Raw genomic sequence first — 20,023 nt, forward strand, 5'->3', positions numbered from 1 at the left:
AGTCTTGATCGCTAACGATCAAAGCGCGTCGTTCAGTTCCTGACCGGCTTGCGTCACCAAGTTGTCCACGGTGTCATCCTCTAGAATGATGCCCTGAACCATGTTGGTGAATACCGGTTGCAGCGACTTGAAGTTCTCGACCAGCGGCTCTGGGCCACCTGTTGAAATTGTCGCTGTGAAGTTTGGCCAAATGCCATCTTCATAGTACAGATCCGATTTACCCAGCGCCGAGTAATCAAGGATCGGTGTCAGACCCCAGCTGCTGTCCAGATCATACTGGCTGTCGCCCGAAGTGATGCGCTGCGCCAGTTCCTGCGCCAGCTCTTCATGGCCAGACCCTTTGAAGACAACGATACTATCGGTGATCAAGATTGTGCCGCTTTCGCCCGAAGGACCTGCGGGCACGGGTGCCACCATCTGGTTGATGTCTTCGTTGTGCTGACCATAGCCCCAAGGACCTTGCACATACATGGCAATCTTGCCGTCGTTGAACAGGTCTTTCAGCTGATCACGTTCCCAAGCGGTTGGACCTTCTTGGGCCACATCAACAAGCTTACCGTAGAATTCCAGCGTTTCGCGGGTTTCCTTGCTGTCGAGCTTGTTTTCACCGGTCGCCGGATCAATCACCACGCCACCATTTGAATAGAGGTAGTTCAGGAACTGGTGCATCGTGTTGTCAAAGTCTTTACCGGCAAGACCAACGCCAGCCGCGTCAGTGTTGTCTTTTACACCTTTCGCCATGGCATACATCTCGTCCCATGTTTTGGGCGCGACGCATTCCTGACCCGATGCTTCCACCAGATCACAGTTGATATAAAGCGCTTTGGTCGAGAACGCATGGGGGTAGCCCCAGGTCTCGCCTTCGATGGACACAGTGTTCAGAACGCCCTCTTGATAAGGGTTTTCGCTGGAGATTTGCGCCGGAACGATCAAATCGTTGTTGGCCAGCTGACGCAACGTGCGCGAGCCCATGTAAGCGATCGAGGGCGGGTCACCAGCAGCAGCCAGTGTCAGCGACTTGTCCTGACATGTGCCCCACGGCACAGCCTCCAGATTGACGGTCACGCCTTCGTGGTCGGCTTCGAACTGGTCGACGATCTTCTGGTCGGCCTCACGTACTTCGCCACCGCACATGATGAAATGCAGTTCCTCGGCCGCACTTGCGCTCATTGCTGATCCTGACAGCAGTAGCGCCGCCAATGACAGTTTGGTTACATTCATTTTTATCTCTCCCTTGGTTGAAGTCATTCCTTGACCGCACCAGCCGTCAGGCCTGCGACAAGGTATTTTTGCAAGAACAAGAAGATGACCATGACGGGCAAAACACCCACCAATGCAGCGGCCATCATCTGGTTCCAGGTTACGTCCTGATAGCCGATGAATTCGTAAAGACCGGCTGGCAGGGGTTGAAGTTCACGTTTTTGGTTGAACGTGATGGCGAAAAGGAATTGTTGTGCATAAGCGCCAATGAACACGGCGACGCCGACGACGATCAGACCCGGCACTGCAAGGGGCAGAACCACGCGGCGCAGGGTGTAAAGACGCGAGGCACCATCAACAAAGGCCGCCTCTTCCAGCTCGCGCGGGATTTTTTCCAGATACGAGCGCAGAAGCCAGATGCCTGTCGGGATCAGGAACGCCACGCCCGGGACAATCATCGCCCAATAAGTGTTCAAAAGCCCCATCGTGCGAAGCACGCGGTAAAGCGGGATCAAAAGCACCGCGCCGGTGAACATGTTGACGCCCAGAAAGATGCCAAGCGTGGCGTTCTTGAACGGAAAGTCCAGCCGCGCATAGGCATAAGCCGCAGGCACCACGAAGATCATCGTAAGGCCGGTCACCATGAAGGCGATATAGATCGAGTTGAAGATATAGCGGCCCAGCAAAGGCACAGTGACCCACATGTCGCTATAGGCCTGAAACGAGAAGTCATCGGACCAGAACTGATATGGGCTGCGGAACAGGTGTTCCAGCGGGCGTAGCGACGCCATGAACATCTCGAAAAACGGCAACAGGATGAAGGTCAGGAACACAGCCAGACAGGCATAGATGCCAACCATCTGAAGTTTGGTATAGCGATCCATCATCTTACTTCACTCCGTATTTCTTGTTCACCTTGTTCAGGAAGAACAGGTAGGCCAGCGAGAACAGTCCAAGCAGCACAACGATGATCACCGCACGGGCCGACCCTTCGCCGAATTTGTAGTTGCTGATTGCGGTTTTATAGGTGTCGACGATCAAGGTGGTGGTGGCGCCACGCGGCCCGCCTTCGGTCAGGATCCAGATGATCTCGAAACTGTTGAAGGTGAAGATCGCAGACAGAAGCGACATCGAGATGATGACCGGCATAATCTGCGGAATCGTGATGCGGCGGAAACGATACCAGCGCCCTGCCCCGTCGACCCAGGCGGCCTCGTACAAATCGCGGCTGACGCCTTGCATCGCAGCAAGGAAGAACAGCGTCACCATGGGTACACCGACCCACACGTCGGTAACAATGGCCGAATAAAAGGCAGATTGTTTCTGTGCAAGAAACTCGAACGGCGCGTCGGTAATGCCCAATTTCATCATCGTGCCGGACAGCACACCGAAGTAACCGTTATAAAGCCATAGCCACCCAATACAGCCGATCGCAATCGGGATGACCCAAGGCGGCATCACCAAAACGCGAAACAGCGCCCGGCCCGGGATGGCCGCGTTCAGCAGCGTCGCGCCAATCAGCCCCAGCACAAGCTTCAAGCTGACTGACAAAAACATCCAATAGAAGGTGCGTACGATGGTTTGGTGAAACTTCCGACTGTCGACAAGCTCTTGGTAATTGGCCAAGCCGATATACTTTTCGCCACCAAGACCGGCTTCCATGAAGGACAGACGGACCGTCTCAGCCAGCGGCCACGCGACGATCACCGCGATGAACAACATCGCCGGCCCCATCAACAACCAGGCAAAAAGTGCTTCTGACATGGTTTTACGAGAGCCACTTTCGGCCATCGGATCCATAACCTGCGTTACGTCTACCAAGATAGTTCCCCCCTGTGATGCGCCGGACGAATCGTGGCACATACCATTTGATACCAAATACGCATATAAAATACTACCATTGCAATACCAAATTTCAACAGCATTAATTCTATTGTTAATTTTCAAACAGTTATGGGATTATCCAACTCACTAACCTCAATGAGAGATTGCAATTTGGTTTTCTTTGGTATTACTTTTAGATACCAAATTCACGGAAAGTTGCACGCAAATGAACACAGGATGGCTTGATCCAAGCGAATGGTTTCGCCCCGGCCGCGGACCGCGTTACCTGCAATTGCACCGCCATATTCGGTCGGCAATCCACACTGATGTGCTTGCCCCCGACGACCAATTGCCGCCCGAGCGTGACATCGCTGATGCGGCCCAAGTCAGTCGTGTCACTGTTCGCAATGCCATCGCTGAATTGGTCAGCGACGGCTTGATCGAACAACGGCAAGGGGCTGGCTCGTTTGTACGTTCCGCTGCGCCAAAATTGGAGCAGTCACTCTCCTCGCTGGTGTCCTTCACAGAGAACATGCAAGCGCGCGGCATGACATCGACCAGCGAAACCTTGTCGTCGGGCCTGTTTCGCCCAACCAGCGATGAGATGCTGACACTTGGCCTGTCCTCAAACGATCATGTGGCGCGCATCACCCGTCTGAGAAGCGCAAGCGGCACGCCTATGGCGCTGGAACGGTCTTCGCTTCCGGCCGACATCCTGCCCAACCCAGAGAAGGTCGACGTCTCTCTTTACGCATTGTTGCGCAAATCCGGCCAGGCCCCGACCCGCGCCATTCAAAGGGTGACTGCAGCAAATCTAAACGCATCCGAGGCCGAGATGTTTCATTTGTCAGACGGGGCCGCCGTTTTGAAAATCGAACGCACGGGTTACTTGGCAACAGGTCGCCCAATCGAGTTTACGAGCGGGCTCTACCGCTCTGATATATATGACTTTGTCTCTGAATTGAGGTTAGACTGACATGCAGTATACGTGCCGTATCGAACACGGTAAAATCATCGCAACACTGACACCGGATCGGGACCTGACAGCCCCGATCCTCTGCTTTTCAGGGATTGGCCCGATGACCGTCACAGCCGGCGGCATTCCTGTAGGAGGGCTAGGCAGCTTCACCGAGGTGGCCTTGCCTGATCTGACTGCTGGCGCGCCTCATAACGTAACGATCGAATACACGCACGGGCACAGCGCCAAGAACCGCGCATGGCTGCCCATCGGCCCCTATCTGAAGGTTGATGGAGACGCCGTGCCCTTGCCCTTCGATGCCGGAGGTTGCGTCCCCCAAGTATTGCCAGATCTCGGTCCAGTCGACGGGCTCGCGCTTGTCCCGCAGCCCAGCAATCATGCGATGACAGGTACGGTGGTCGAAATCTCGGGTGTAGATTGCAAAGATGATGCCCTTGCCGCTGTCTCTGATCTGGCCAAACGGCGCGGATGGGCATTTTCTGGTACATTTCCAGTCACTATCAAACCTGCTGAGATGGCCGACGATGCCTATCGGCTTGAAATCACGCCCAATGGCATCCAAATTTCCGCAAGTTCTTATGGTGGGCGTTTCTACGCAGGCGTCACGCTGTTGACCCTGATGCGGCACGGCCCCGTCCCTTGTGGCATTATCGAGGACGCGCCCCGTTTCTCGTGGCGCGGACAACATCTGGATACGGCACGCCATTACTACCAACCGCAGACCATTCTGGAACTGCTGGACCTGATGGCGCTGTTGAAAATGAACCGCTTTCATTGGCATTTCGCCGACGACGAGGCATTCCGTCTGCAAATCGACAGTTTCCCCGAACTTTGGCAGAAAACCGAAAAGTGTGGTGTGGGCCAGCTTCTACCCGGACTGTTCACTGGATCACTGGTGTCAGGCGGCAGCTATTCAAAAGACACCGCCCGCCAGATCATCGCCCATGCCGCCGCCCTGAACATCGAGGTCTTGCCGGAAATCGAGGCCCCTGCCCACGCCATCGCCATCACGCATGTCTATCCGGACACGCGCGATCCCGCCGATAATGGCGCGGAGCGATCCGTTCAGGGCTATCGCGGCAATGCGCTCAACCCAGCCATGCCAAAAACATGGGAGGTGCTGGAAGGTATCGCCAAGGAAGTGGGCGATCTTTTCCCTTTTGGACATCTGCATTTGGGCTGCGATGAACTGCCCGCAGATACGTGGCTCGGTTCTCCCAAAGCGCGCGAATTGATGGCGGATGAAAAGCTTGAAACCACGGACGACCTGCAAGGTTGGATGATGTCCCGGCTGGCCGCAAAGGTGGTCGAAAACGGCCAACGCCCTGCCGCTTGGGAGGAAGCCGCCAAAGGGTCGAACGGAGGCATCGGCAACGGCGCGATCTTGTTCAGCTGGACCGGCCAAGGCCCCGGACTTGACGCCGCGCGCGCAGGCTATGATGTCGTGATGTCGCCCGCCCAGCATGTGTATCTGGACATGGCCCATACCGACGATGTGGACGACTGGGGTGCAGGCTGGGCCGCTGCGGTCGGGTTGGCTGACACGATTGATTGGAACCCCGTCCCCGACCCCACCCTGTCAGATCGCATCATCGGCATCCAAAGCACCTTCTGGTCCGAGTTCACCACCCATGACAGCCAGCTCTGGCCCATGCTGATGCCGCGTATGTTGGGGGTGGCCGTCAAAGCGTGGCAAAACGCGGATATGGCCGCGAATGATTTGTCACGTTTGGCGGTGTGTTATCAGGATATTTGGCCGGTGGAGGCGTCGGAGTAGATAGGCTTCCCGCTTGAGACCATGACGTCTGAGAAGTCTTGAGCCCCTTGTAGCGGGGGCTCTGACACTGCGCGATTTCACATTGAATGGGTGTCAGGACGCGGCGGCACGCCGCCTCTCTCTCGTCTCGTCAACCCTGGCCAGCATCGGCATTACCCAAAGATACTGGGATCGCTGTGTCGCGAATCTCTTGCCAGAAGCGCTTGCATTAATGTAGAACATAACATGAACATTTGTGAGAGTCGTTTTGCGTGCATGACATCAAACAATCCCAAAATACGTATCAGAAAAGGCCCAATCCCCGCGCAGCAGAAGACAAAGATTCTGTCCGAGGCCTTTCCGGCCGTGGCAACCGATATGGGGGTTTTGGGGTTCATTATGTCGCAACTCGGGAAAGGCGGCACGCCATTGCTTTGGGTGCAGGATCGGGTGTCACAAAAGGAAACAGGCAATCCGTATTTGCCCGGACTACCACACAAGAACATCATACGTGTCGATGTGAACCGGGCGGCGGATGTGCTGTGGGCGATGGAGGAAGGGCTGCGCTGCAAAGCTCTGAGTTGCGTTATCGGCGAGGTTTGGGGCGATCCAAGCGTGCTGGATTTCACAGCCACCAAACGTCTGGCACTAAGGGCAGAATACCACAAACGGCCCTGCTGGCTGGTCCGGCGCGCGGTCTCCCCAAATTTAAGTGCTGCACGCAATCGATGGCGCGTCACATCATTGCCTTCCCTGCCGCACCCACACGACCCGCAAACTCCAGGCGATCCACGCTGGCAGGTGGAACTGTTCCGCTCACGCGGTTCTCGGCCCGGAACATGGGTGGTAACATATGACCAATCGACGGATCGTATCAATTTTTCTACCCCAGTTCGCGATAGAACGATGGCAGCGGGTAATGCAGCAGAACGGCAGCGCCCCACCGGATGATGTGGCGATAGTCCTGGCCACCGAGGGGCCGCATGGGCCAATCGTCCACGCCACAAATCGCGCAGCCCGAATGGCCGGGGCGACAACCGGCGCAAGAGTGGTGGATGTCAAAGCGATCAGCCCTGATTTACAAGTCGAATATGCGGATATCGCAGGGGACAAGGCCGCGTTGGAACGGTTGATGATCTGGTCGCGGCGCTGGTGTCCCTGGACGGTGATCGACGGCCCAAACGGCTTGATTTTGGATACAACAGGGGCTGATCATCTGCTTGGCGGCGAAGCGGCCATGCTAATTGATATGGAAACCCGCCTATCATCGCTGGGACTTAGCGCGCAACTGGCCGTTGCCCCCACATGGGGGGCGGCATGGGCGCTGGCCCGCTATGGGCCGGTCCGTGCAATCTGTGATGCCGGACAAACCACATCAATGCTGGGGCCTTTGCCTGCGGCAGGTCTGCGGCTTGACCCGGTCACCTTGTTATTGCTTCACCGCCTCGGGCTAAAGACGGTGGGCGAGATCAGCGATGTGCCACGCCTTTCTCTGGCCCGGCGCTTTGCCCGGGTTGCCACACATACCAATCCGCTTTTGCGACTGGATCAGGCCATGGGGCATCTTGCCGAACCGGTCGCAAGCGAGGAGACCCACCCGAGGTTCAAGGCACAAGCCCGCTTGCCCGAACCAATCCAAGACCCGACTTCTTATCTTCCGGGGCTTTGTGCGGACCTGTGCCTGCAACTGGCCAACCATGGCTTTGGGTGCCGAAGCATCCAATTGAGCGTCTATCATACCGACGGTGATGCCAGCACAATTGGGGCCGCCACAGCCGCCCCCTCACGCGACCCCGACCATTTACACCGCCTTTTTGTCGACAAGCTTGAGCGCATTAACCCCGGCTACGGTTTCGATTTGATCACGCTCGAAGCAGACGTGATCGAACCTGTGGAGCTTGTCCAAACCCGGCTGGAGGGAGAGGCCGAAGACGATGTCGAACTGCCGCAACTTCTGGATCGCCTGACGGCCAGGTTGGGCGGTCGCTCCATAAAACGCCCGGTTCTACGTGAAAGCCATGTCCCGGAACGGGCCGAGAAGGCGCTAGGAGCCTTGAGACCCACCCAAAAGATGGCCCAGCCCGTTGCACGAGAGCGCCCACTTCGTCTGTTAAGCACGCCGGAAGAGATACGTGTGCTTTATGCCGTTCCCGAAGGACCGCCTGCACAATTCACCTGGCGCAGACAAACACATCGGGTGGCTCGCTACGCTGGCCCTGAACGCATTGCCCCGGAATGGTGGCATGACTGTCCCGGGACGCGGTTGCGTGATTATTTCAAAATTGAAGATCAAAGTGGCAAGCGTCTGTGGCTTTATCGCGAAGGGCTACATAAAGACGGCCGCGGCGGAGATCCGCGTTGGTTTGTGCACGGGATGTTTGCCTGATGACCCGGCACGACGCAAAAACAGTCAGGTTGATTACTTCCACATCGGGTCAATGCACCCCGAACCACTGTGGAGCCTTGCATGCCTGAGATGGACAACCAGCGCCCAAGACGCACACTTGAAGACGATGGTTTCACCCCCAACCCAAAAGCCGATTTTGTCGAACTTGGGATCACCACATGCTTTTCCTTTCTACACGGCGCGTCCGACGCCGTAGATCTGTCCGCGACGGCTTGGGCACAAGGCTATGACGCAATTGGCGTGGCAGACCTGAACACGATGGCGGGTGTGGTCAGATTACACGCCGAAGCATTGAAGGCGAAGATGCGCCCCGTCATCGGGAGCAGGATCGAGTTGGTCAGTGGCGAGCAGTTTCTGGCCTATCCAAAGGATCGGGCGGCTTACGGGCGGCTTTGTCAGTTGCTGTCCAAAGGCAAGATGCAGGACACTGCAGGCGGCTGGCAAGAGAAAGGAGCTTGCGACATTACGCTCGACGATCTGGCGCAGCATGCAGAAGATGTACAGCTGATCGCCATGCCCGGCTATGACATTCCAATCTTTGCCGCCAACCTACCTCGATTGATCACCGCGTTGCCCACTTTGCGGCATATTGCCGTCAGTTATCTTTATCGCGGCGATGATCGGGCGCGAATAAACGCTTTGGACCGCCTCGCCAGAGAGCGCAACTTATCAATCTTGGCCACAAATGACGTGCAATACCACGCGCCTGACCGCAGGCCTTTGCAGGATGTGATGACCTGCATCCGGCATAAGACCACGATCACCAAGGCAGGATTTCTGTTAGAGGCTAATGCCGAACGACATCTAAAATCCCCTACCCAGATGTGCGCCCTCTTTGCCGAGTGGCCGCACGCCATCCGCGCCACGCGATTGGTTGCAGACGCCTGTAGATTTGACCTGCGTCAGTTGTCCTATGAATACCCAAAAGAGGTTATTCCCCAAAACCATAGCCCCCAAGACTATCTGTCCAAGCTTACATGGGAAGGTGCGGCTGCCCATTACCCAAAGGGTATCCCCGATAACGTGCGCCGAACTCTGAACAAAGAGCTGACCTTGATTGGCAAACTGGATATCGCTCAGTATTTTCTGACCATCCACGATATTATCCAGTTTGCTCGTTATGAATGTGATCCACCGATCCTGTGCCAAGGGCGCGGTTCTGCTGCAAACTCAGCTGTCTGCTATGTGTTGGGGATCACTGCCGTGGATCCCGACAAAAATGACCTCTTGTTTGAACGCTTCATCTCGGAAGAGCGCCGCGAGCCACCCGATATCGATGTTGATTTTGAACATGAGCGGCGCGAAGAAGTTATTCAGCACATCTATGAAAAATACGGGCGCGACCGGGCCGGTATTTGCGCGACCGTGATCCATTATCGTCCCCGTATGGCCGTGCGTGAGGTGGGCAAGGTCATGGGGCTTTCAGAGGATGTCACATCCGCACTTTCCAAGACGATATGGGGCAGCTGGGGCCGTGACATCGGCATGAAAGAGGCCGCCGAAGCTGGGTTGGATCTGAAAGACCGGCTTTTGTCGCGCACCATCAAACTGGCGGACCAGATGATCGGCATGCCCCGCCACCTTAGCCAGCATGTTGGTGGCTTTATCTTGACCGAAACACCGCTGACTCAGATTGTGCCTATCGGCAACAGCGCCATGGCTGATCGCAGTTTCATAGAATGGGATAAGGATGATATTGACGAGCTACGTATCCTTAAGGTCGATGTGCTTGCGCTGGGAATGCTGACCTGTATTCGCAAGGCGTTCGATCTGATTGCCGCACATCATGGTCAGCGATTTGACCTTGCGACCGTCCCTAAAGAGGATCAGGCAGTATATGATATGCTCTGCAAGGGCGACAGTCTGGGTACGTTCCAGGTAGAATCCCGGGCACAAATGAACATGCTTCCACGTTTGAAACCTCGCGAGTTCTATGACCTGGTCATTCAGGTCGCCATCGTACGTCCCGGCCCCATTCAAGGCGACATGGTACATCCCTATCTTAGGCGGCGCAGTGGCAGGGAAATTGTCGACTATCCCGCGCCCGGCCCCGATCATGACCCCGACGAGCTGCGAAAGGTGCTTCACCGGACCCTCGGCGTACCCATTTTTCAAGAACAGGCGATGAAAATCGCAATGGTGGCAGCAGAGTTTTCCCCCGCAGAGGCAAATCAGTTGCGCAAGGCCATGGCGACCTTTCGGTCGCGTGGCACAATTGGCGAGCTTGAGGAAAAGATGGTTGGGCGGATGATTGCGCGCGGTTACGATCCAGAGTTTGCCAGCCGCTGCTTCAACCAGATTAAAGGATTTGGCGATTACGGCTTTCCCGAAAGTCATGCGGCGAGCTTTGCGTTGCTGGTCTATATCTCCAGTTGGATAAAATGCCATTACCCGGATGTGTTTTGCGCCGCCTTGCTGAATGCCCAGCCAATGGGCTTCTATGCACCCGCTCAGATCGTGCGTGACGCACGCGAACACGGAGTGGAAGTGCGCGCGCCAGACGTCAATTACAGCTTGTGGGACAACACGCTGGAGCCGATTGAGCCGGGATACTTTGCAGTGCGTCTGGGCCTGCGGCAGGTGGATGGAACAAGGCAAGGGATGGCAGAACGGTTAATGCAAGCGCGCGATATACCGTTCAATGGCTTACAGGACCTCAAAGGCCGTGCAAAACTGGACACCAGCACAATACGCAAGCTCGCTGCCGCAGACGCGTTCCGGTCCGTCGGTCTGGACCGCAGACAAGCGCTCTGGGATGCACAAGCCTTACGTGATGCACCGGATTTACCACTCTTTCGAGATGCCGACGAAGAAGGATGCGAGCCTCAGTTCATCTTACCCAAAATGCCCAGCTGTGAGCATGTTGTGGCAGATTATCAGACCTTAAGGCTATCGCTGAAAGCACACCCGATGGCATTCCTGCGCCAAAGCATGACGCGCCAAGCCTATACCCCAGCAGGCGACCTCCCTCAAATGCGCAACGGACAGCTTGTCTCGTTGGCCGGTTTGGTCCTGATCCGGCAACGCCCCGGCAGCGCCAAGGGCGTGTGTTTTATCACAATCGAAGACGAGACCGGCATCGCCAATCTGGTGGTCTGGGCCAAAGTGATGAAAGCCTACCGTAAGGCCATTATGCAATCACGCCTTATCGACATACGTGGTGTCGTTCAGCGTGATGAAGACGTAATCCATGTTGTGGTGCACAAGTTGATAGACCGCAGTGATGCATTGGATCGGTTGTCAAATGGCACCATGGACACGCCGTTGGCCCACGCCGACGAAGTTCGCAGGCCCGTGGCACACCCCTCCCGGCGCCATCCCCGTGATGTCAGGATCATCCCCAAATCGCGGGATTTTCATTGACCGCGAAACAAGGCCGACCAAGCTAACTTTGGTTTTCTTTCAGAAAATCTATCAACCTGCGTGTCAGTTTTTTCTGCGGCCCGATATCTGGCCAAACGGCATATATCCCCAGTTCCGGTAACGACCATTGCGGCAACACCTCGACCATCATACCCGCAGCAATTTCATCATCAGCTTCGCTGTCCGGCAGATGCTGAATGCCAAGACCCTCTAGGATCGCCGACTTAGCCGACGCCAAAGAGTGTACTTCGACCCGCACGTTCTCGGGCTCGAAACTGAACTGCTCATCCGCCTTCAAAAGTGTGATTTTGTCTGACAACATTGCGATCGAGATGAAATCACAGGCCAGTAAGTCCTCCACCGATCTGATTTTGGGGCGCGAAGCTAGATATTCGGGACTGGCAACCAGTTTTCGCCTGAAACTTCCGATACGTTTGCTCATCATTGTGCTGTCTTTTAAGACGCCAAGGCGGATGGCCAAATCATATCCTTCTTTCACAAGATCAACGGGATAGTCGTTAGCGTGGATCGACACCGCAACCATCGGATACTTACGTGCAAAGCGCCATATGGCGCGATGCAGCGGGCTTCGATCTCCAAAAGCCGGCAGCGTGACCCTTAAGGCCCCAGTTGGTTGATCACTGGTTTCAGCTAGAACATCCATCGCCTCTTGGGCGGCATCGACCATGGCGCGCGCCGCCGGCAAAGAAGCACGCCCCTCGGCCGTCAACGACAGAGACCGGGTGGATCGAAAGAACAGCGATGCACCAATCTTCGCCTCTAACTTCGAGATGTGATGACTAACCACCGATGTCGACAACTTCAAACGACGCCCTGCCCCACTAAAGCTGCCTGCTTCCGCAACGGCCACAAACACCGCCAGCCCCCGGTATTCATCCATCATCTTTCCAATTTATAGAACAGTGCCTTCGATAATAGTGGGATAATCGAAAGGTCAATCTCTGTCTACATCTGCTTTTCGTAGCAAGGAGAGATCGATGACCCACAGTAAGTTGCACCTAAAGACCAATCACGCATCCAAGTATTTGCAGCAGCTTGGCAAGCATTTTGGCCACAAGGTTCCCGCCACCTTCACCTCATCGCAAGGCAATGTCACGCTGCCATTTGGCCATTGCGAGATGACCGCATCCGACAGCGCCCTATCAATCACTGTCTCCGGCGAACATGACGAGATCGGACGTCTGGAACAGTTCATAAGCAGCCATCTTTCGCGCTTCGCATTCCGGGAAAACCCAACTCTAGCCTGGCAGCGCGCTGTCTGAATAATCTTGAAAGGATACGATGATGGAAAAGACATTAACCACACTCAGTGCAATTGCCCTAAGTACATCGGCAGCACTTGCCGATGTCGAAACCAACAAGGCGACTGCGGTTGCGGCAATGAATGACGTGTTGGTCAATCTGGATGCGTCCAGGATCGACACATATTTCGCCGACCCCTATATCCAACACAATCCAGTGGCGGGGTCCGGAGTCGATGCGCTGCGCGGTTTGGTGGAACACGCCAAACAAGGGCTAGGATTTGAGCTTGAGACTGTGCGCATGATCGGAGCCAGTGATATGGTTGTGATGCATAACGTGTGGGAAGGTTTCGGACCCACTCCGATGGTTGCCTTTGATGTGTTTCGGTTCAATGAAGACGGTAAAATCGTCGAACATTGGGATAACCTCCAACCTGTTGCGGATAAACCGAACCCATCTGGTCGCACCCAAATTGACGGTGGTACCGAGATCACGGATCTGGATGCCACAACCAAGAACAAGGAGCTGGTCGAAGATTTTGTCACACGCGTCTTGATCGATGGCGAAAAGGTGGACTTCTCCAACTACATCAATCCGGAGAAATATCTTCAGCACAACACGGCGGCCGGCGATGGGCTCGACGGCTTAGGCGCGTTTCTTGCCCATCTCGCCGAAAACGATATCGCTTTCTATTATTCCGACCTGGCAATAATTGTGGCCGAGGGGAACTATGTATTCACAGCGTCCAAAGGTGTATTTGGTGATCAACCCACCGCATATTTCGATCTTTTTCGCCTTGAAGATGGCCGGATCGTCGAACATTGGGACGTCATCGCCGACATGCCGTCGGGGGATTTGCCCCGTGGATATCCGGGTAAGTTCTGATCTTTCGCGGGGCTGTTAACACAGCCCCGCCGCTTGCCCGAAACCTAGACAACCGTGTTAGCGTGAAACGATACGTTCTGATTCTAACTAACCAATAGCCAGTGAGGAAACCCATGAGCCAGCAAGTTCCAGTTATCGCCGCGAAATTCCCAGCCAAAGTTGAACTTGAAAAGGGGAAGAGCTATTTCTGGTGCCAATGCGGTCTCTCCAAAACTCAGCCCTTTTGCGACGGCTCGCATGCGGGCACGGACGTGACGCCACTCAAGTACATTGCAGAGAAAAGCGGACAAGCCGCGCTTTGCCAATGTAAGGCCACCGCGAACGGTCCGTTTTGCGATGGCACGCACGCGACGTTAGGTAACCTTGAAGTGGGCGATACCGCTCCGGAGCCAAAGTCAGAAATCCCCACGGCCAAAGCAACGCCCGAAGAACCAACCGTGGCGCGCATTCACGAGTTGGCTCGCGACGGGTTAAGCAAGCTTGGTCATCATGGCGAAATGGGCGCAATGGGCGTGCCGCGCAAAGATTTGCCGCATTGGGATGACATCCAGATATTGCCTGCGCAAATGGCGCGCAAACCGCTGTTAGACGACGTAGATGTTGCGACATCCGTCACAATCGGTCCCCGAGCCCGCGCGCCTTTGGAGCTATCAATCCCCTTGTTTGTGTCGGATATGAGCTATGGCGCGCTATCCGAGGAGGCCAAGACCGCTCTAGCACGCGGCGCAGAACTGGCGGGCACTGGTATCTGCTCGGGTGAAGGAGGAATGCTTCCCGAAGAGCAACGCGAGAACTCCCGATATTTCTACGAACTCGCCTCTGCAAAATTCGGCTGGCGACCGGAGTTGGTCGAGCGGGTCCAGGCCTTTCATTTCAAGGGTGGCCAAGGCGCCAAGACTGGTACCGGAGGACATCTGCCGGGCGACAAGGTGCAGGGCAAGATTGCCGATGTGCGCGGTCTAGAACCTGGGCAAGCCGCAATCTCACCGTCAACCTTTCCCAACCTTCACACAGCCTCTGACTTTCGCAAGCTGGCCGATGAAGTTCGCGAACGATCCGGCGGCATCCCCATCGGGTTCAAGTTGTCTGCCAATCATATCGAGGACGACATCGATTTCGCGCTGGAGGCAAGTGCGGATTACATCATACTCGACGGCCGTGGCGGTGGCACAGGTGCTGCCCCGCTGATATTCCGCGACCACATCTCGGTCCCGACCATCCCCGCCCTCGCCCGCGCCCGCAAACATCTGGACGCCAAGACCGGGCGCGACGTCACGCTGGTGATCACGGGTGGTTTGCGCATGCCCGAGGATTTCATCAAAGCTATGGCGCTTGGCGCTGACGCGGTCGCAATCAGCAATTCAGCGATGCAGGCCGTTGGCTGTATTGCAGCACGGATGTGCAATTCGAACAACTGCCCAGTCGGAGTCGCCACCCAGAAACCCGAGTTGCGCAAGCGATTGGACGTCCAGGTTGGCGCAGAAAAACTCGCCCGTTACTTCGGCGCGAGTGTTGAACTGATGCAGGTTCTCGCGCGCGCATGCGGACACAACAACCTGACGGACTTTCGTAAAAATGACATCACGACCTGGAAACGCGAGATGGCAGATTTGTCCGGCGTTAGATTTGCCGGTGTGGCAAGTTAAACGAGGTCCAAATAAGCGACAATGGCCTTTTTCACTTTGTGCTACCGAGTTTCTCCTATACTAATTCTATAGTTGTCACTGACGGAGAATTGCCGTGGCGCGCCGACGCAGCGAATTGCTCACAGATGTTGAGCTGGAATTCATGATTGCACTCTGGAGCATAGGCTCCGGATCGGTGCGTGATGTTATGGGGGCCCTGAAGGGTACCACCAAACGGGCTTATACTTCGGTGGCGACGATCATGAAAATTTTGGATGACAAAGGGTATGTCACATCCGAGCGGCAGGCCAGAAGCCTGGTGTATGTGCCCGCCATCCAAAGGCATGAGTATGAGGGGAGGTCCCTCAAGAACTTGTCAGATGCTTTGTTTGGAGGAACACCGACCGCGCTTGTTGCAAGGTTGGTGGATAACGAAGATCTGACGGACGAAATGATCCAGGAAATAAAAGAGATCATTGATACAAGGATCAGAAAGGATGACGATTGAACAAATCGTAGGGGGGGTGATCTGGATCCAATCCATGATCTTGCTGGCCGCCTTGGTCTTTGCCGTATTCGAAGCAGCATTCATGCTGTGCGGACAACGGCGATGTTTTCTGACGCGTCGTCGGCTGGGTGTAAGTGCCTGCCTCAGTCTGGCTGTGCTGCCGTTTGTTTTACCACTTCTGATGTCCTCGCCGCTGGCGACTTCAGTGAATGCAACGGACGCCATCGTCGCGCAGTATCTAAAAGGTAACCTGTCCGTCAGCGCCAGCGAAATGAGCTCGCTTATTTCAATGAAGACGCAGTTCGTAGATCACATTGCAACGGGTGGATCTTGGCCGGTTATGGTGCTGGTCGCGGCATTTCTGACCGCACTCATCGCGCGAAGTGTCTATCTGCTCGTCAATGTATCGCGTATCAGCCGCGCCATTCAGGCCGGACATGTGATGCGCCAAAGCCGCCGGGTCCGCGTTGTGGTGAGCCCCGAGATCACGGTGCCTTTTTCCACGCGCGGCCTGTGGTTCTACTACGTCGTACTGCCGGAAAACCTGTATCGGGACCGGGATGCGATGCAGATGTCCATCGGACATGAGATGCAACACATCCGTCAGGGCGATGTTGATGCAGAAGTGGTTCTTTCGCTGATCTCGCCGCTGGTTGTTTTGAATCCAGGCTTCTGGTTCCTGTCGGGACGCCTTCGCAAGCTGGGCGAGTTGGCATGTGACCGGGCATATCTGGCGCGACGCCGGTTCGACGCGCACGGGTATTCCATACGGCTTTTGACCATCGCGCGCCGCAACCGAAACACACGCGGTCAGCCGCGCGCATTCGGTGTGCCTTTGGTTGGGCGCTCTGTTCCTCTAATCGGGCGGCGGTCTATGTTGAAAGACCGCATTCTTGAGATCGCGCACGATCAATCCAACCCAACCCGCGAGCGGCGTTTCATCGGTGTTGCTATGTCGGTCGTGATGTCGGCTTGTGTGCTGTTGGGTGCGACGTCGTTGGCGCAGCCTGCCGGTTGGAGCCACGAACGAATTATGTTGTCCACGGTCGCCAATCTTGAGCGGTTGAACCAGTTGAATACCTTGGCGCAACGCAGCTGGTAATCACGCCGATCTGATAGAAAAAAGCGGCCCTGAATTCGGGGCCGCTTGTTATTTCGAACTGTTCAAACCTTCCAGAAACAAAAGAAGCCCCAAACGAGTGATATTGCGAGCGGTCCCCAAAGCGGCATTCCGATAAGGCCCAACCAGATCATGAAGATAAAGCTCGTGCCCAGCAGGCTCAGGAAATACCGGTCCCCTCGGGTGGTTGTCAGGCCAAGAACGCCCTGACGCTCTGCGCCACCGGGGTACTTGATCTCAACCAGTGTGAGGATCGCAATACCTGAAAAGATACCGATAAAGACAAACGCAGTTGGCCACGTCCATGCCATCCAGCTTAGCATATCAAACCCTCCCCATCGCGAAACCCTTCGCGATGTAGTTACGGACAAAATAGATCACAATCGCACCCGGAATGATCGTGAGCGTTCCAGCCGCCGCCAACAATCCCAGCTCGTACCCAGCGCTTGATGCGGTTTTGGTCATAGTGGCTGCGATGGGCTTGGCCGCGACCGCTGTCAGCGTTTTGGCCAGCAGCAGTTCCACCCACGAGAACATGAAGCAGAAGAACGCGGCCACACCAACGCCGGCTTTGATTGTGGGTATAAAGATCGACACGAAAAAGCGCGGGAAGGAATAGCCGTCGACATAGGCGGTCTCGTCTAGCTCTTTCGGTACTCCGCCCATGAAACCTTCTAGGATCCAAACGGCCAGTGGGATGTTAAACAGGCAGTGCGCCAATGCCACGGCCAAGTGTGTGTCGAAAATCCCGACAGCCGAGTAAAGCTGGAAGAACGGCAGGGCAAACACCGCCGCCGGGGCCATCCGGTTGGTCAGGAGCCAAAAGAACAGATGCTTATCGCCCAGAAAGCGATAGCGCGAAAACGCATAGGCCGCAGGCAGCGCCACCACGATCGAAATCACCGTGTTGATCGACACATAAAGGATCGAGTTGATGTAACCCCAATACCATGTGGGGTCGGTGAAGATCGTTTTGTATGCATCCAGCGTAAAGGTCTGCGGGAACAGCGAGAAGCCCGCAAGGATTTCATTCGTTGTCTTGAAGCTCATCGCGACAAGCCAGTAGATCGGCAGCAACAGGAAGATGATGTAGATAAGTGGGACGAGATATCGTTTTTGCATGTGTTCGTCCTCAGTTCAGGTCGTCTTTGGTCATCAAGGTGTAGAACACCCAAGACACCAGAAGCGTGATTGCAAAATAGATCAGCGACATCGCCGCAGCCGGCCCCAAATCGAACTGACCCAGCGCGATTTTGACAAGGTCGATGGACAGGAGCGTGGTCGAGTTGCCCGGCCCCCCTCCGGTCAGGACAAACGGTTCGGTATAGATATTGAAACTGTCCATGAACCGAAGCAGCATCGCGATGGTCAACACGTTTTTCAGCTTGGGCAGTTGGATGTATCGAAACACCGACCAGTTGGATGCCCCGTCGATCTTGGCGGCCTGATAATAGGCGTCCGGGATCGAGACGAGACCCGCATAGGACAGCAGCACGACCAGCGATGTCCAATGCCAGACATCCATTGTGATAATCGTCACCCATGCAGCCACGGGGTCTTGGGTCATATCGTAGTTGATACCCAGCACGTGATTGATGAAATAGCCAAGCAAGCCAATGTCAGGCAAAGCAAAGATATTCCACATCGCGCCCACCACGTTCCACGGGATCAACATTGGTAGAGCCATCAGGATAAGGCAGACCGGCACCCAGAACCCTTTGCGCGGCATGGACAGCGCGATGGCGATACCCAAAGGTACTTCGATGATCAGGACCAGAAAGGTGAACAGGAACTGCCGACCAAGGGCGGCATGGAACCGTTCGGATCGTAAGATTTGTTCAAACCACGTCAGCCCCTCCCAGAAGAAAAGGTTGTCACCGAAGGTTTCCTGCACCGAGTAGTTCACCACAGTCATCATTGGGATCAGCGCATTAAAGGCCACCAGTATCAGCACTGGCAGCACAAAGAACCACGCTTTTTGGTTTTCGGTTTTCATGCCGTAGCCTCCTGCGAGGCCGGATCGGTTGCGATCCAGCCGTCGGAATAAATGCGGGTTTGGTCTTGTTGGAATTGCAGATGAACGCGGTCGCCTTTTGCAGGAGCAGGGCCATTCAAAATGGCCGAGACCTTTTGATCCCCCACCATCGCCTCGACCACATTATGACGACCAACATCGGCCACGCGGTTCACCTGCGCTTCGATCCCGCTGTCTCCGACCGCTACGAACTCTGGGCGGACGCCGATTTCGATGCGCCCATCCGTGCCGGGCTTCACTGCACCTTCCAGCGGGATATTCTGGCCGTGAAAAAACGCCCCTCCGTCGCGCAGCTCGGCCGGAAGAACATTCATACCGGGCGAGCCAATGAAGTGACCCACGAAAGTGTGGGCCGGTCGTTCAAACAGTTCAACCGGCGTGCCGATCTGCACCACTTCGCCTTCCTCCATCACAACAACCTGATCCGCGAAGGTCAACGCCTCGGTCTGGTCGTGAGTGACGTAGATCATGGTCGCTTTGACACGCTGATGAAGCTCTTTCAGTTTCGAACGCAGCTTCCATTTCAGATGGGGGTCGATCACCGTCAGCGGCTCATCAAACATCACGACATTCACGTCATTGCGCACCAAACCGCGCCCCATCGAGATCTTTTGCTTGTTGTCCGGCGACAACCCCGCAGCACGGCGGTCCAGCATATCTGTGACCTCCAACATCTCGGCGATCTCAAGCACCCGCTCGCGCACGGTATCTTCATCCCGCCCGCGATTGCGAAGCGGGAACGCCAAGTTGTCGTAGACCGTCATCGTGTCGTAGATGACCGGAAACTGGAACACCTGCGCGATGTTGCGCTGATCCGGTGGGAACGGTGTAACGTCTTGGTCATCAAACAGAATCTGACCTTCTGACGGCACAAGAAGCCCCGAAATGATGTTCAAAAGCGTGGATTTTCCGCACCCTGACGGACCAAGCAGCGCGTAGGCCCCGCCATCGTCCCAATCGATATCAAGGTGTTTCAGCGCATAATCCTCGGGCCCTTTCGGGTCCGGCATATAGGAATGCCGCAGGTTTTTTAGTGTGATCTTGGCCATCTCGCCCCC

18 protein-coding genes are annotated in these 20,023 nt (G+C 55.6%); 10 read left to right on the forward strand and 8 right to left on the reverse strand.

The window, feature by feature from the left end; all coding sequences use genetic code 11:
• Nucleotides 1-18: 18 nt before the first annotated feature.
• From V6N04_RS04680 to V6N04_RS04690, 3 genes are read right to left on the reverse strand one after another with little or no spacing between them, the layout of a single operon-like run.
• Complete coding sequence (locus V6N04_RS04680; protein WP_371168971.1) at nucleotides 19-1,221, reverse strand: ABC transporter substrate-binding protein; 1,203 nt, start codon at nucleotides 1,219-1,221, stop codon at nucleotides 19-21.
• Between the two features lie 23 nt (nucleotides 1,222-1,244).
• A complete protein-coding gene (locus V6N04_RS04685; RefSeq protein ID WP_371168972.1) occupies nucleotides 1,245-2,087 on the reverse strand; it encodes a carbohydrate ABC transporter permease in 843 nt (280 codons plus the stop codon).
• A gap of 1 nt (nucleotide 2,088) precedes the next feature.
• The gene (locus tag V6N04_RS04690) at nucleotides 2,089-3,021 is read right to left on the reverse strand and encodes a carbohydrate ABC transporter permease (protein WP_371168973.1); all 933 of its coding nucleotides are present in this window, start codon (nucleotides 3,019-3,021) and stop codon (nucleotides 2,089-2,091) included.
• A gap of 229 nt (nucleotides 3,022-3,250) precedes the next feature.
• Between V6N04_RS04690 and V6N04_RS04695 the strand changes: the two genes are divergently transcribed.
• From V6N04_RS04695 to V6N04_RS04715, 5 genes are all read left to right on the forward strand, one after another.
• Entirely contained in the window at nucleotides 3,251-4,000 is a 750-nt protein-coding gene (locus V6N04_RS04695; protein WP_371168974.1) for a GntR family transcriptional regulator, read from the forward strand.
• A gap of 1 nt (nucleotide 4,001) precedes the next feature.
• On the forward strand, nucleotides 4,002-5,780 hold the full coding sequence (locus V6N04_RS04700; protein ID WP_371168975.1) for a beta-N-acetylhexosaminidase: 1,779 nt from the start codon (nucleotides 4,002-4,004) through the stop codon (nucleotides 5,778-5,780).
• 378 nt (nucleotides 5,781-6,158) lie between these two features.
• Complete coding sequence (locus V6N04_RS04705; protein WP_371168976.1) at nucleotides 6,159-6,710, forward strand: ImuA family protein; 552 nt, start codon at nucleotides 6,159-6,161, stop codon at nucleotides 6,708-6,710.
• Nucleotides 6,679-8,145, forward strand: coding sequence for a Y-family DNA polymerase (locus V6N04_RS04710; RefSeq protein WP_371168977.1), 1,467 nt, complete (start codon nucleotides 6,679-6,681; stop codon nucleotides 8,143-8,145). The genes V6N04_RS04705 and V6N04_RS04710 overlap by 32 nt, the downstream gene beginning before the upstream one ends.
• Before the next feature lie 81 nt (nucleotides 8,146-8,226).
• Nucleotides 8,227-11,529, forward strand: a complete 3,303-nt coding sequence (locus V6N04_RS04715; RefSeq protein WP_371168978.1) for an error-prone DNA polymerase — start codon at nucleotides 8,227-8,229, stop codon at nucleotides 11,527-11,529.
• A 22-nt stretch (nucleotides 11,530-11,551) separates the two neighbouring features.
• On the opposite strand, the gene V6N04_RS04720 is transcribed toward V6N04_RS04715, so the two are convergent.
• Nucleotides 11,552-12,430, reverse strand: coding sequence for a LysR family transcriptional regulator (locus tag V6N04_RS04720; RefSeq protein WP_371168979.1), 879 nt, complete (start codon nucleotides 12,428-12,430; stop codon nucleotides 11,552-11,554).
• A 97-nt stretch (nucleotides 12,431-12,527) separates the two neighbouring features.
• On the opposite strand from V6N04_RS04720, the gene V6N04_RS04725 reads away from it, so the two are divergent.
• The 5 genes from V6N04_RS04725 to V6N04_RS04745 all read left to right on the forward strand — a co-directional run bounded on the left by V6N04_RS04725 (nucleotide 12,528) and on the right by V6N04_RS04745 (nucleotide 16,912).
• Entirely contained in the window at nucleotides 12,528-12,812 is a 285-nt protein-coding gene (locus V6N04_RS04725) for a DUF2218 domain-containing protein (protein WP_371168980.1), read from the forward strand.
• A gap of 22 nt (nucleotides 12,813-12,834) precedes the next feature.
• Complete coding sequence (locus V6N04_RS04730) at nucleotides 12,835-13,677, forward strand: nuclear transport factor 2 family protein (protein ID WP_371168981.1); 843 nt, start codon at nucleotides 12,835-12,837, stop codon at nucleotides 13,675-13,677.
• Nucleotides 13,678-13,790: 113 nt separating this feature from the next.
• Nucleotides 13,791-15,323, forward strand: coding sequence for a glutamate synthase-related protein (locus V6N04_RS04735; protein WP_371168982.1), 1,533 nt, complete (start codon nucleotides 13,791-13,793; stop codon nucleotides 15,321-15,323).
• 94 nt (nucleotides 15,324-15,417) lie between these two features.
• The gene (locus V6N04_RS04740; protein ID WP_371168983.1) at nucleotides 15,418-15,810 is read left to right on the forward strand and encodes a BlaI/MecI/CopY family transcriptional regulator; all 393 of its coding nucleotides are present in this window, start codon (nucleotides 15,418-15,420) and stop codon (nucleotides 15,808-15,810) included.
• Entirely contained in the window at nucleotides 15,800-16,912 is a 1,113-nt protein-coding gene (locus V6N04_RS04745) for a M56 family metallopeptidase (protein WP_371168984.1), read from the forward strand. Before V6N04_RS04740 ends, V6N04_RS04745 begins: the two co-directional genes overlap by 11 nt.
• Nucleotides 16,913-16,974: 62 nt before the next feature.
• Here V6N04_RS04745 and V6N04_RS04750 read toward each other — a convergent pair whose 3' ends face one another.
• The 4 genes from V6N04_RS04750 to V6N04_RS04765 are packed head-to-tail and all read right to left on the reverse strand — an operon-like array spanning nucleotide 16,975 to nucleotide 20,014.
• Nucleotides 16,975-17,253 carry a DUF2160 domain-containing protein gene (locus tag V6N04_RS04750; RefSeq protein WP_371168985.1) on the reverse strand — a complete coding sequence of 93 codons (279 nt, stop codon included), beginning with the start codon at nucleotides 17,251-17,253 and terminating at the stop codon, nucleotides 16,975-16,977.
• 1 nt (nucleotide 17,254) lies between these two features.
• Nucleotides 17,255-18,052 (reverse strand): carbohydrate ABC transporter permease, encoded by a 798-nt coding sequence (locus V6N04_RS04755; RefSeq protein ID WP_371168986.1) that lies wholly within the window; start codon nucleotides 18,050-18,052, stop codon nucleotides 17,255-17,257.
• A gap of 10 nt (nucleotides 18,053-18,062) precedes the next feature.
• On the reverse strand, nucleotides 18,063-18,926 hold the full coding sequence (locus V6N04_RS04760) for a carbohydrate ABC transporter permease (protein WP_371168987.1): 864 nt from the start codon (nucleotides 18,924-18,926) through the stop codon (nucleotides 18,063-18,065).
• Nucleotides 18,923-20,014, reverse strand: a complete 1,092-nt coding sequence (locus tag V6N04_RS04765; protein WP_371168988.1) for an ABC transporter ATP-binding protein — start codon at nucleotides 20,012-20,014, stop codon at nucleotides 18,923-18,925. The genes V6N04_RS04760 and V6N04_RS04765 overlap by 4 nt, the downstream gene beginning before the upstream one ends.
• Nucleotides 20,015-20,023: the final 9 nt, after the last annotated feature.

The organism is Aliiroseovarius conchicola (genome assembly GCF_041403445.1).
GTDB lineage: Bacteria > Pseudomonadota > Alphaproteobacteria > Rhodobacterales > Rhodobacteraceae > Aliiroseovarius > Aliiroseovarius conchicola.